The sequence below is a fragment of the Micromonospora globispora genome (assembly GCF_003857015.1).
Lineage (GTDB): Bacteria > Actinomycetota > Actinomycetes > Mycobacteriales > Micromonosporaceae > Micromonospora > Micromonospora globispora.
Window position 1 is genome coordinate 1 of the sequence record NZ_QGGF01000765.1, and the last position, 12109, is coordinate 12109.

General features: G+C 74.3%; 14 protein-coding genes. 8 read left to right on the top strand and 6 right to left on the bottom strand.

The window, feature by feature from the left end:
* Positions 1-47: 47 nt before the first annotated feature.
* A complete protein-coding gene (locus DKL51_RS33515) occupies positions 48-1337 on the top strand; it encodes an MGH1-like glycoside hydrolase domain-containing protein (RefSeq protein ID WP_109965983.1) in 1290 nt (429 codons plus the stop codon).
* 50 nt (positions 1338-1387) lie between these two features.
* Here the strand turns inward: DKL51_RS33515 and DKL51_RS33520 are convergent, their stop codons facing one another.
* The 5 genes from DKL51_RS33520 to DKL51_RS33540 form a co-directional block, all read right to left on the bottom strand.
* Positions 1388-2092 (bottom strand): CBS domain-containing protein, encoded by a 705-nt coding sequence (locus DKL51_RS33520; protein ID WP_109946066.1) that lies wholly within the window; start codon positions 2090-2092, stop codon positions 1388-1390.
* 94 nt (positions 2093-2186) lie between these two features.
* Positions 2187-2591, bottom strand: coding sequence for an arsenate reductase ArsC (locus DKL51_RS33525; RefSeq protein WP_109946065.1), 405 nt, complete (start codon positions 2589-2591; stop codon positions 2187-2189).
* Between the two features lie 41 nt (positions 2592-2632).
* On the bottom strand, positions 2633-3370 hold the full coding sequence (locus DKL51_RS33530) for an aquaporin (protein ID WP_109946064.1): 738 nt from the start codon (positions 3368-3370) through the stop codon (positions 2633-2635).
* 52 nt (positions 3371-3422) lie between these two features.
* Positions 3423-4094, bottom strand: a complete 672-nt coding sequence (locus DKL51_RS33535) for an arsenate reductase/protein-tyrosine-phosphatase family protein (protein ID WP_109946063.1) — start codon at positions 4092-4094, stop codon at positions 3423-3425.
* Between the two features lie 61 nt (positions 4095-4155).
* Positions 4156-4533: an ArsR/SmtB family transcription factor gene (locus DKL51_RS33540; RefSeq protein WP_109946062.1), complete on the bottom strand. Its 378-nt coding sequence runs from the start codon at positions 4531-4533 to the stop codon at positions 4156-4158.
* A gap of 86 nt (positions 4534-4619) precedes the next feature.
* On the opposite strand from DKL51_RS33540, the gene DKL51_RS35475 reads away from it, so the two are divergent.
* The 7 genes from DKL51_RS35475 (at position 4620) to DKL51_RS33570 (ending at position 9843) form a co-directional block, all read left to right on the top strand.
* On the top strand, positions 4620-4769 hold the full coding sequence (locus DKL51_RS35475) for a hypothetical protein (RefSeq protein ID WP_165823189.1): 150 nt from the start codon (positions 4620-4622) through the stop codon (positions 4767-4769).
* Between the two features lie 22 nt (positions 4770-4791).
* On the top strand, positions 4792-5040 hold the full coding sequence (locus DKL51_RS33545) for a hypothetical protein (RefSeq protein ID WP_109946061.1): 249 nt from the start codon (positions 4792-4794) through the stop codon (positions 5038-5040).
* Entirely contained in the window at positions 5037-6278 is a 1242-nt protein-coding gene (locus DKL51_RS33550; protein ID WP_207783931.1) for a M28 family metallopeptidase, read from the top strand. The genes DKL51_RS33545 and DKL51_RS33550 overlap by 4 nt, the downstream gene beginning before the upstream one ends.
* A gap of 15 nt (positions 6279-6293) precedes the next feature.
* The gene (locus tag DKL51_RS33555) at positions 6294-6620 is read left to right on the top strand and encodes an ArsR/SmtB family transcription factor (RefSeq protein ID WP_109946068.1); all 327 of its coding nucleotides are present in this window, start codon (positions 6294-6296) and stop codon (positions 6618-6620) included.
* Entirely contained in the window at positions 6620-7117 is a 498-nt protein-coding gene (locus DKL51_RS33560) for a GNAT family N-acetyltransferase (protein WP_109946060.1), read from the top strand. Before DKL51_RS33555 ends, DKL51_RS33560 begins: the two co-directional genes overlap by 1 nt.
* Before the next feature lie 75 nt (positions 7118-7192).
* A complete protein-coding gene (locus DKL51_RS33565) occupies positions 7193-8596 on the top strand; it encodes an FAD-dependent oxidoreductase (protein ID WP_124813248.1) in 1404 nt (467 codons plus the stop codon).
* The gene (locus DKL51_RS33570; RefSeq protein WP_124813250.1) at positions 8596-9843 is read left to right on the top strand and encodes an MFS transporter; all 1248 of its coding nucleotides are present in this window, start codon (positions 8596-8598) and stop codon (positions 9841-9843) included. Before DKL51_RS33565 ends, DKL51_RS33570 begins: the two co-directional genes overlap by 1 nt.
* On the opposite strand, the gene DKL51_RS33575 is transcribed toward DKL51_RS33570, so the two are convergent.
* Positions 9818-11923, bottom strand: coding sequence for a molybdopterin-containing oxidoreductase family protein (locus tag DKL51_RS33575; protein WP_124813252.1), 2106 nt, complete (start codon positions 11921-11923; stop codon positions 9818-9820). The two genes, DKL51_RS33570 and DKL51_RS33575, sit on opposite strands and share 26 nt — an antisense overlap.
* Between the last annotated feature and the right edge of the window lie 186 nt (positions 11924-12109).

Genomic DNA, 12109 nt, shown 5'->3' on the forward strand with positions numbered 1-12109 from the left:
GTGGACCGGCCGCGCCGACACCACGGGCCGCCGGGACGGTCGCCGACCTGCGCCGGTTGGCGATCGACACCCTCGACGCCAACTGGGAGCACGACCATACAGTCCCCTCCCGCACCCTCTACCCGCACCAGTGGAGCTGGGACTCGGCGTTCATCGCCGTCGGTCTGGCCCACATCCGCCCCGACCGGGCCTGGCGGGAACTGCACACCCTCTTCGCCGCCCAGTGGGCCGACGGGCGGGTGCCGCACATCGTGTTCAACCCGGGGCTCCGGGTCGGCTCGTACTTCCCGGGGCCGGAGTTCTGGGACTCCGCGGTCGCGGACGGTGCCCCGGCCGCCGCCACCTCCGGGCTGATCCAGCCGCCGGTGCACGCTGCGGCGGCCTGGCTGGTGCACCGTCGCGCCCCCTCCGAGGCGTCGGTGCAGGCGCTGCGCCGGCTCTACCCGCGGCTGGTCGCCCAGCAGCGCTACTTCACCGGGCGGCGGGACCTGGGCGGTGGAGGGCTGGCCTGCATCGTGCACCCGTGGGAGTCCGGCCTGGACAACAGCCCCGCCTGGGACACCCCGATGGCCGCCGTGCCCGCCGACGCGGCCGTCATGCGGGCGTACCGCCGGCACGACACCGCGCACGCCGACGCCGCACACCGCCCCACGGACCTCGACTACGCGCGCTACATCGCGATCGTGGCGTCCTACCGGGAGCAGCGCTACGCCGATGGCCGGCTGGCGCGACGGCATCCGTTCCTGGTGGAGTGTCCGCTGGTCAACGCGGCGCTCGGGGTGGCCGAGCACGCCCTGGCCCGGATCGCGGCCGTGGTCGGCGCCGAACCCGGTCCGCACCGGGACCGGGCGGCCCGGATCACCGCGGCCCTCGTCGACCGGCTGTACGACCCGGTCACCGGCACCTTCCACCCGCTCGACCTGCGCACCGGCCGGCTGATCCCGGCCCGGACGGTGCTCGGCCTCATGCCACTGATCCTGCCCGACCTGCCGGCCCGGCAGGTGCGGGCGGTGTTGGCCGAGGCGTGCTCGCCCCGGTTCGGCCTGTCGGCGCGGATGGACCGTCCGCTGCCCAGCCACGACCGGACCGCACCCGATTTCGAGCCGCTGCGCTACTGGCGCGGGCCGAGCTGGATGAACACCAACTGGCTGCTCTGGCGGGGGCTGCGGGCCCACCACCGCCCCGACCTTGCCGCCGGGCTGCGGGAGTCGATGCTGGAGCTGGTGGCCCGGGGCGGCTGCCACGAGTACTTCCACCCGGACACCGGGGCCGGGCTCGGCTCGCCGGCGTTCAGCTGGACCGCCTCGCTCCTGCTGGACGTTCTCGCGGAGGGCTGAACGACCGCCGGCGCCGATCCTCGGGTCGGCGCCGGCGCTGGCCGCACGGTTCAGGCGATGCCGGCCGGGGTGGAGGCGCCGGCCCGCAGCGCGGCCATCGGGGCGTCGTCGACGGCGTACCCGAGCGCGTTGACGACCTCGACGACGCCGCTGACCTGACCGGTCAGCCGCAGCGCGAGGTGCACGGTGGACCAGCGGTCGAGCTGGCCGGTCAGGGTCACCACGCCGTCGTACACGGTCACGTCGACCACGCCGTCCGGGACCCCGAGCACCCGCCGCAGCACCTCGCCGACCACGTCCCGGTGGATGTCCGCGTCCGGGCGCAGGTGCACCTTGAGCAGGTCGCCTCGGGTCACGATGCCGACCAGCCGGCCCAGGTCGTCGACCACCGGCAGCCGCTTCACGTGACGCTCGTCCATGATCCGGGCCGCCGCCACCAGCGAGGCGTCGGGCGCCACGGTGATCGGGGGAGTGGACATCAGGTCGGCGGCCAGGGTCGCGCCGGCCTTCGTCCGGGCCTCGCGCTGGTGCCGGCGGACGAAGACCCGCCGCTCGTGCGGCTGGCCCTGCAGCTCCACCTTGTACAGCAGGTCCGCCTCCGAGACCACCCCGAGCACCCGCCGGGCGTCGTCCACCACCGGCACCGCCGTGATGTGCCGGCCGGTCAGCACGTCGACGATCTCCCGGTACGCCGTGCCCTCCCGTACCGTCGCGACGTCCGTTGTCATCACGTCCTGCACCTGCCACGTACGCATGGCGACCTCCTCGTTCCCACCTTCGACGCTAGGCGTCGGCGGTGGGCCCGAGCAGGGGCGCAGGGACCGGTGTCGAGGGGTCGGAAGTCCCGCCTCAGGAGGCCTGCAGCTCGGCGAGCAGCGTCTCCACCCGGCTGCGGATCTCGTCCCGGATCGGGCGGACCGCCTCGACGCCCTTGCCCGCCGGGTCCTCCAGCTTCCAGTCCTCGTACCGCTTGCCGGGGAAGACCGGGCAGGCGTCGCCGCAGCCCATGGTGACGATGACGTCGGAGGACTCCACCGTGTCGTACTCGAGGATCTTCGGGGTCTGGTCGGTGATGTCGATGCCGACCTCCCGCATGGCCTCGACGGCGGCGGGGTTGACCTGGTCGGCGGGGGCGGAGCCGGCGGAGCGGACCTCGACGGTGTCGCCGGCGAGGTGCCGCAGCCACCCGGCGGCCATCTGGGACCGGCCCGCGTTGTGCACGCAGACGAACAGGACGCTCGGCTTGTCACTCATGGGGAGCCTTTCTCGGGTACGGACTGGTGTGTCGGCGCGGGTCAGTGGTGGTCGACGGCCGCGTCCTCGGTCGGGACGACCACCTGGTCGGCGGCGGCGCCGGCGTCGGGGTAGAGGGCGGCCAGCAGACCGACGCCGACCACCAGACCAACGAGCTGGGCCAGGACGAAGCCCGGCACCGAGGTGGGTGCGATCCCGGCGAAGGTGTCGGTGAAGGCCCGGCCGATGGTCACCGCCGGGTTGGCGAACGACGTCGACGAGGTGAACCAGTAGGCGGCACCGATGTAGGCCCCGACGGCCGCCGGCGCGACGGCGGCCCGGCCGGACCGGGCCAGGGCGAAGACCAGCAGGATCAAGCCGGAGGTGGCGACCACCTCGCCGAGCCAGAGGTGCCCGGCCGCCCGGTCCTTGCCGGAGAAGTCCACGGCGGCCAGGTCGAACATCAGGTTCGCCAGAATCGACCCGCCGACCGCGCCCGCGACCTGGGCGGCGACGTAGCCGCCGAGGTCCCGGCCGGTGAGCCCGGTGCCGGCGCGTCGGCCGAGGAACCAGTCAGCCGCCGAGACCACCGGGTTGAAGTGTGCGCCGGAAACCGGCCCGAAGATCAGGATCAGCGCGCCGAGGGCCAAGGCGGTGGCGATCGAGTTCTCCAGCAGCTGGAGGCCGACGTCGCCGGGGGAGAGGTTGGCGGCCATGATGCCGGAGCCGACCACGGCGGTGACCAGCAGCGCGGTGCCGGTGAACTCGGCCAGCAGGCGCCGTCGGAGTGCGATGGTCATCAGTCTGTTCTCTCCCATGATCGGGTCGGTGGCGTGGAGCGGTGCCGGATGGTTATCGGATGGCGGGGGCGAGGCGGTCGACGCGGTCGGCGAGGTCGGCGTACGCCGTCTCGAACGCCTCGTCGGTGTCGACCCGGACCGGGTCGGGCACGGACCAGTGCAGGCGGGGGCGGACCGGTCCGGTGAGGTCCTCGTGGGCGTTGTCGCACACGGCGATGACCAGGTCGTCGGCGCGGACCACGTCCCGGACGTGGGCGGTGCCGCCCGGGTCGACCTCCAGGCCGTGCCGATGGGCCACGGCGACCGCGCGGGGATGCACCCGGCTCGCCGGTTTCGTCCCGGCCGAGGCGGCGGCGCCGCGGGTGCGACGCTTCCAGAGGGCGGCGGCGAGCTGGGAGCGGGCGGAGTTGTGGGTGCAGACGAAGACGACCCGGTCGACCCCGGACAGCGGCGGTGGGGTGAGGACGGTCAGCGTCTCCGGCCGCAGCCGCAGGTAGCTGCGTCGTCGGTCGCCCTCGGACCGGCCGCGGACGACCAGGCCGGCGTCGGTGAGCACCTTGACGTGGTGGGCGACCAGGTTGGTCGGCATGTCGAGGGTGTGGGCGATCTCGCCGGGTGAGGCGTCGCCGAGGGTGAGCGCGTCCACCATCGCCAGGCGCGCGGGGTCGCCGAGGGCGGCGTGGACACGGGCGCGCCCGGCGAGGGACGAAAGCTCAGCGTTCATTGACTCAAATATCGCTGAGCGAACGCCTGGTGTCAAACGGTGCCGCGGCCGGCGGCCGGGTCTACGCGCCGGGTGCCGGCTCGACCGTGAGCAGGGCGGCGAGTTGGCGCAGGATCGCCGGCCGGGCCCGGTAGTAGACCCAGGTGCCCCGCCGTTCGGCATCGACCAGCCCCGCCTCGCGCAGCGTCTTGAGGTGGTGGGAGATGGTCGGGCCGGTCAGGTCGAAGGCGGGGGTGAGGTCGCAGACGCACGCCTCGCCGCCCTCGGCCGAGGCGATCATCGACATCAGCTGCAACCGCACGGGGTCGCCGAGGGCCTTGAACGCCGGAGCGAGGACCGCGGCGGTCTCGGCCGGCACCCGCCGCTGCGCCAGCGGCGGGCAGCAGGGTGCATCGGCGGCCAGGTCGACCACGGGGAGGGGCGTCGGTTGATTCGACATGCCTCTAGGTTGACATCTCTCTAATCAGCGTGCAAGTCTCTGCTTAGACGGACGTCAAGACAGGCTCCGTGGGAAGGGGAGACATCATGTTCCGACTCGTACGTCGACCGAAGTCGCCCGCGGCGGGGGTGCGGTTCTGCGACCCCTGCGCGGAGGTTTCCACCGCCGCCCAGCGGGCGCAGCGGCGCTACGACCGCGCCCACGCCACCGTCCACCTCCTGATCAGCCCCCGATAGCAGCGGGCGGAAGGACAGCACGATGAGCGAGAACACCCGGACGACCGGCGGTTTCCTCGGCGATCCGGAGGCGGCCCTCGCGGTCACCGGCTCCGATTCCTGCTGCGGCAGCCCCGCGCAGGCGGTCGGATCGATCCTCCCGCCCGCGGCCGAGACGGCGACTGCCGGCCCGTGCTGCGGCACGCAGGAGGCCGCCGAGGCGGCCGGTTCGTGCTGCGGCACCCAGGCCCGGGCCGACGCCGTAGCCGCCGGACAGGGGTGCTGCGGATGACTCCGCGGGCCGCGCTGCCGAATCTGGTCGGCCAGGTCTCGGCGGAGCGGATGACGGCCACCGTCACCGCCCTCGCCGCCGAGGACTTCGCCGGCCGGCGGGTCGGGTCGAGCGGTGCCGCGGCCGCCCGCTCCTGGCTCGTCGAGCACTTGGCCGCTCTCGGCGCGACGGCGGAGACCGACGAGTTCGCCGTCCGCGCCGTGCCGGAGGTCTCCGCCGCCCCGAGGGTGACGTGGAGCGACGCGACGCTCGTCGGGGATCTGGCCTTCGGCCGCGAGGTCGCCATCCATCCGGCGTCCGCCTACTCGGCCGAGGTGCGGCGCGGGTCGCTCGGCGTGGCCGGGAGCGATGACCCGACCGGTCGTTGGCTGGTGGTGCCGGAGCGGATGAGTCTGTTCGACGCCCACGGTGACGCCCAGGGCGCGGCCGGACTGCTCGTACGGCGTGCCGTGGATCCCGACGGCTGGCAGTACACCACCCTCGCCGGCCCGGACCCCGGGCCGCTGCCGATCCTGACCCTGGACCCGGGCACGTACGGCGCAGTGCTGGCCGCCGCCCGCGGTGACGGTTGGCTCAGCGGCGACACCCCGTTGCGCCGCGTCGACGTCACCGGTGTCAACGTCCACGCCGTGGTCCGCCCGCCGGTGCCGGACGGGCTCGACCTGCTCCTGACGGCGCACTACGACGGGGTCGGCGACCGTCCGGGCCTGCGCCAGCCCGGAGCGTCGGACAACGCCAGCGGGGTGGCGGTGGTCCTGGAGGCGGCCCGGGTCCTGTCGGCTGAGCTGCCCGACACCATCGGGCTCTCCGTCGCGCTGCTCGACGCCGAGGAAATCGGCGCGCTCGGTTCCGCGCACCACGCGCGCCGATTGCGGACCGACGGCGCGAACCCGATGGTGGTCAACGTGGACGGCGCCGGCCGGCTCGACGGAGCCGTGGCCGTCGAGGCGGGCGGACCAGCCCATCGGCTGCTCGCCCTGCTCGGCCAGGCCGGGCGACACACCGGCGTCCCGCTCACGGCCGGACCGGTCGCTTCCGACAACCGCCGGTACGGCGTTGCCGGACTCGCCGCTGTCGGTCTCGGTGCGGGGATGGGCGGCTACCACAGCCCCGCCGACACCCCGGACCGGGTCGACCCGGACACCCTGACCGCGATGGCCCGGCTGGTCGTCGCCACCGCCCGCCTGGCGGCACCCGTGCCTGCCACGCTACGATCGCCAATCGGCGATAAACGATAGAGCTGGGATGTGGCGATGGACGAGTTGCTCGACCGGACGACGGCGCAGACGTACGCGTCGTGGTTCCGAGCCCTGGCCGATCCGACCCGGGTCCAGATCGTCGAGTACCTGGCCCGCCACGCCCGGCCGATGTCGGTGGGGGAGATCGTCGCCGCGGTCGGACTGGCCCAGTCCACCGTCTCCCAGCACCTGAAGATCCTGACCGAGGTGCGGTTCGTGCTCGTCGAGCCCGTCGGCACCGCCCGTCACTACCGCATCAACGACACCTGCGTCGGCTGCTTTCCCTCCGCCGCCGACGTCGTCATGGGCCGCCCCGCCCCCAGTCCGAACGGAGCCTGCTGATGACCGACATCACCGTCCGCCCGATGCGCGCAGCTGACGCCGAGCGGGTGCTGGCGATCTACCAGGCCGGTCTGGACGGGGGCAACGCCAGCTTCGAGACCGCCGCGCCGAACTGGGCGACCTTCGACGCGGCGAAGCTTGCGGAGCACCGGTTCGTCGCCGTCGACGCCGACGACATCGTCATCGGGTGGATCGCCGTCTCGCCGACCTCGACCCGGGCGGTCTACGCCGGGGTGGTCGAGCACTCCGTCTACGTCGATCCCGCCGCCCAGGGCCGAGGCGTGGCCCGGCTGCTGCTGGACGCGCTGATCGCCTCGACCGAGGCAGCGGGCATCTGGACCATCCAGTCCGGCATCTTCCCCGAGAACGTCGCCAGCCTCGCCCTGCACGACAAGGCCGGTTTCCGGACCATCGGCACCCGGGAACGGGTCGGCCGACACCACGGCCGCTGGCGCGACGTGGTCCTGCTGGAGCGCCGCAGCCCAGCCATCGACTGACCGAACCCGGCTCCCACCTCGGAGCCGAACCGCACTCTCTTGATTCGACAATCTTCAACTCAGAGGAGTTCCCTGATGAGCATCATGGACGAGCTGCCCGTCGTGGTCATCGGCGCCGGACCGGTGGGTCTGGCCGCCGCCGCCCACCTGCACGAGCGTGGGCTGCCCTTCACCGTCCTCGAGGCCGGCGACACCGCCGGCGCGGCGGTGCGGCAGTGGGGACACGTGCGGGTGTTCTCCCCGTGGCGGTACAACATCGACGCCGCCGCGCGCCGGCTGCTCGACGAGGCCGGCTGGGCCGCACCCGACCTCGACGCCCTGCCCACCGGCGCCGAACTCGCCGCCCACTACCTTCAGCCCCTGGCCGAGCTGCCGCAGGTCAAGCCGCACCTGCGCTACGGCGCCCGGGTCGAGGCGATCAGCCGCCTCGGCCTCGACCGGCTGCGCACCGCCGGCCGGGACCAGACCCCGTTCCTGATCCGCCTCGCCGACGGCGACGAGCTGCCGGCCCGCGCGGTGATCGACGCCTCCGGCACCTGGGGCACCCCGAACGTCCTCGGCGCCTCCGGCCTCCCCGCCCGGGGCGAGCGGGCCGTCGCCGCCTTCCTGGAGCACGCGCTCCCGGACGTGCTCGGCGCCGACCGGGACCGATTCGCCGGCCGGCACACCCTCGTCGTCGGCGCCGGCCACTCGGCGGCGAACACGCTGCTCTCCCTGGCCGAGCTGGCCGCCGCCGCGCCCGGCACCGAGGTGACCTGGGCGATCCGCTCCGCGAGCCCGTCCCGCACGTACGGTGGCGGCGAGGCCGACGCGCTGCCCGCCCGGGGCGCGCTCGGCTCCCGGCTGCGCGAGCACGTGGACGCCGGCCGGATCCGGCTGCTCACCGGCTTCTCCGTGCACGCCCTCACGCCGACCGGCGACCGGATCGCCGTGACCGTCCGGCACGCCGACGGCGGCGAGGAGTCGATCGTGGTGGACCGGATCGTCGCCGCCACCGGCTTCCGGCCCGACCACTCCATCGCCTCCGAGCTGCGCCTGGACCTCGACCCGGTGATGGGCGCCACCCGTGCGCTCGCTCCGCTGATCGACCCGAACGAGCACTCCTGCGGCACCGTCCCCCCGCACGGCGTGGACGAGCTGTCGCACCCCGAGGTCGGCTACTACGCGGTCGGCATGAAGAGCTACGGCCGGGCGCCGACGTTCCTCATGGCCACCGGCTACGAGCAGGTCCGTTCCGTCGTCGCGGCCCTCGCCGGCGACTGGGCGGCGGCCCGCGACGTCCAGCTCGACCTGCCGGAGACCGGCGTGTGCAACAGCAACCCCGCCGACTCCGCCACCGGCGACAGCTGCTGCGGCCCCGCGCCCGCCGATGCGACCGGCAAGGGTCTGGCCACCGGCATCTCCGGTGGCCTGCTCTCCGCACCGTTGACCCTGATCTCGCTCGACACCGCCCCGGCCGGCGGCTGCTGCGGAAGCTGATGCGGGCCATCGCCCCGACGGTGCCCGCCGACCCCTCGGTCGGCGGGCACCACGCCGGCGGCTGGCGGGTGGTGGCCGCCCTCGCCGTCACCCAGACCGTCGGATACGGCACCCTCTACTACGCGTACGCCGTCCTGCTCCGACCGATGGCGACCACCCTCGACGCGTCCACCACCGCCGTCACCGGCGCGCTCACCGCATCCGTTCTCGCCGGTGCCCTGATGGCCGTCCCGGTCGGGCGGTGGCTCGACCAGCACGGCGGACGCGTCCTGATGACCGCCGGCTCCCTCGCCGCCACCGTCCTGCTGCTGGTGTGGTCCCAGGTCACCACCGTCGCCCAGCTCTACGCGGTGATGATCGGCGTCGGCGTCACCGGTGCGATGGTCCTCTACGAACCCGCCTTCGCCGTCGTCGTCTCCTGTTTCAGCCCCGAACGACGCGGCACCGCGCTGCTGGCCGTCACCATCGTCGCCGGTTTCGCCAGCACGATCTTCCTCCCGCTCACCGGCCTACTGGTCGAACACCTCGACTGGCGCGGCGCGCTGCTCGTCCTGGCCGCCGTTCACGGCCTGGTCGCCGTGCCCCTGCACGCTCTCGCGGTCCGTCGGGCGCCGGCGAGCCCACGCACCACCAGCCCGGGCGTCACCGGGCCGAACCATGAGCAGCGGCGGGCCGTGGTGCGGAGCGCGATGCGGGACGCGCGATTCTGGGTCCTGGCCGTCACCTTCGTCGCCCACGGCGCGGCGACCAGCACCATGACCGTGCACCTCGTCGGCTACCTCACCAGCCGCGGTCACCCGGCCACCTTCGCCGCCAGCACCGCCGGGCTGCTCGGGGTCCTCTCCGTCACCGGCCGGCTCGTCCTCACCGGTGCCCGGCGGCGGCTGCGCCTCACCACGATCGTGGCCGCGATCTTCACCGTCCAGGCAGTCGCCGTTCTCGCCCTACCCTGGCTCGCCGGCACCCGCGCCGGCGCCGTCGTCGGCGTCATCGGCTTCGGACTCGGGTTCGGCGTCGCCAGCCTGGCCACCCCGGCCCTGGTCGCCGACCGCTACGGCACCACCGCCTACGCGAGCCTCGCCGGCCGGATGGCCGCATTGGTCACCGTCGCGAAAGCCACCGCCCCGCTCGCCGCGGCCGCTGTGCTGCACACCGCCGGTGGCTACCGCCTGCTGCTCGCCGCGGTCGCCGGCTGCTGTGCCCTCGCCGCCGCCGGCATGCTCACCGGCGGCCGACGGGCTCCGTGACGCGTACCGGGTCGGTCTCCAGCAGCTCCGTCGGCACCGGCTCGACCTCGACCCGGTTGTCGTGGAACGTCGGACCGCCGCCCAGGTCGGTGTCGCGGACCGCGGTGACCGCGTTGACCGTGGCCCGGCCCGGGCTCAGCCGCGCCCAGTACGCCTTGTACGTGAAGGCCAGGCCGGGACGGGTGGCCTCGTCCACGGCGACCGCGGCCAGGAAGGAACCCCGGTCGTTGTGCACCCGCACGGCGTCACCGTCGGCCAGGCCGCGGGCCGCGGCGTCGTCCGGGTGCAGGTGCACCCGGGGCGGCCCCATCCGGCCGGCGTGCCAGGGCAGCGAGGCGAAGGTGGAGTTCATCAGGAACCGCCCGGCCGGGGCGACCAGCACCAGCGGGAAGCGACGGGCCAGGTCCGGGTCGGCCGCCTCCACCGGCGGCGTGTACCCGACCAGCGGGTCCACCCCGTGCCGGGCGAGCGCCGGGTCGAGCAGCCGGGCCCGGCCGTCCGGCGTGGGGAAACCGCCGTCGGCGTACGGGGCCGAGCCGACGGCCACCCCGGTCGTCCGGGCGTACGTCCGCTCGCGCAGCTCCTCGAAGCTGACCGGCGCGTCGCGGAGCAGTTGCCGGGCCAGGTCCTCGTCACTGTCCCGCAGCCGGGGATGGTCGAGGCCGAGCGCCGCCGCGATCCGACGGAAGATCTCCGTGTTCGGCAGCGCCTCGCCGGGCGCCCGGGTCACCGGCAGGTTGAGCGTCGTGTAGTGGTGGCCGTAGGAGGAGTGCAGGTCGAGGTGCTCCGGCTGCATGGTGGCGGGCAGCACCACGTCGGCGAAGTCGCAGGTGTCCGTCCAGCGCTGTTCGAGCACGACGGTGAACAGGTCGTCGCGGCGCAGGCCGGCGTGCACCCGGGTCTGGTCCGGCGCGGTGGCGGCCGGGTTGGCGTTGAAGACGACCAGCGACGTCACCGGCGGATCGGCCTCGCCGGTGAGCACGGCGGCGAGCCGGCTCATGTTGACCGACCGGGCGGGCGGGGCCGCCATGCCGGGCGGCCGCACCACCGCCTCGTCGTCGACCGGGTGGTGGCCGCCCGTCATGCAGAGGGCCCCGCCGCCCGGGTACCGGAAGTCGCCGGTGACCAGTGGCAGCGCACAGATGGCCCGGATCGCCTGACCGGCGCCGTGGTGCCGTTGCAGGCCCAGCCCGACCCGGATCGCGGTGGGGCGGGTGGTGGCGATCCGCTCGCCCAGCCGGCGTACCGCCTCGACGGGGAGGCCGCACTCCGCCGCGGCCCGCTCCACCGGCCACTCGCCGAGCCGGGCCGCCAGCTCCGGCCAGCCCACCGTGTGCGCCGCCAACCACGCCTCGTCGGCGGCGCCGCTGTCGAGGACGTGTCGCATCAGCCCGAGCGCGAGGGCGGCGTCGGTGCCGGGCAGCGGTGCGACGTGCTCGTCACTTCGCGCGGCGGTGTCCGTCCGCAGCGGGTCGATGGTCACCACGTACGCGCCGCGCTGCCGGGCCTCCTGCACGAAGGGCCACTGATGCAGGTTCGTCGAGAGCAGGTTGGCGCCCCAGAGCACGATCAGTTTCGCATCCACGATGGACTCGGGCTCGAAGCCCACCGCGCCGCCGTACATGGAGCGCAGGGCCGCCCCGGCGGCGGCGGTGCAGATCGTCGTCCGCAGCCGGGAGGCGCCCAGGTGGGCGAAGAGCCGTGGACCCATGGTCCAGCCCTGCACGTGTCCCATCGTGCCCGCGAAGTAGTAGGGGAGGATGGCCTCTGGGCCGTCCCGGTCGATCGTCGCCCGCAGCCCGGCCGCCACCCGGCCGATCGCCTCTTCCCAGGTGGCCGGCCGGTAGGAGACCGGCCCGACGCCCTTCGGTCCGGTCCGCACCATTGGGTGGGTCAACCGGTCGGGCCCGTTGACGGCGTCCAGGTAGCGGTTCACCTTGCCGCAGAGCACGCCCCGGGTGAACGGGTGGTCGCGGTCGCCGCGCAGCGCGACCGCCCGGCCGTCCTCCACCGTGAGCTGCCAGGTGCAGGTGTCCGGGCAGTCCAGCGGGCAGGCACCGGGATGGGTGGCGCGGGACATGGCACGGATGCTACCGACCCCACGAGCGGCCGGGGACGGCGGCGAGGGCTCGGCTCCGGCAGGATGGGAACCCCTCGACCCCGGGAGGACGGCATGACGGTCACCGCCGACGACCTGGACGCCGCCCTGTCCAGCCTGGTCGCCGCGCTCGGCCCGGCCATCGACGCCGACTGGTCGGTACGGGCC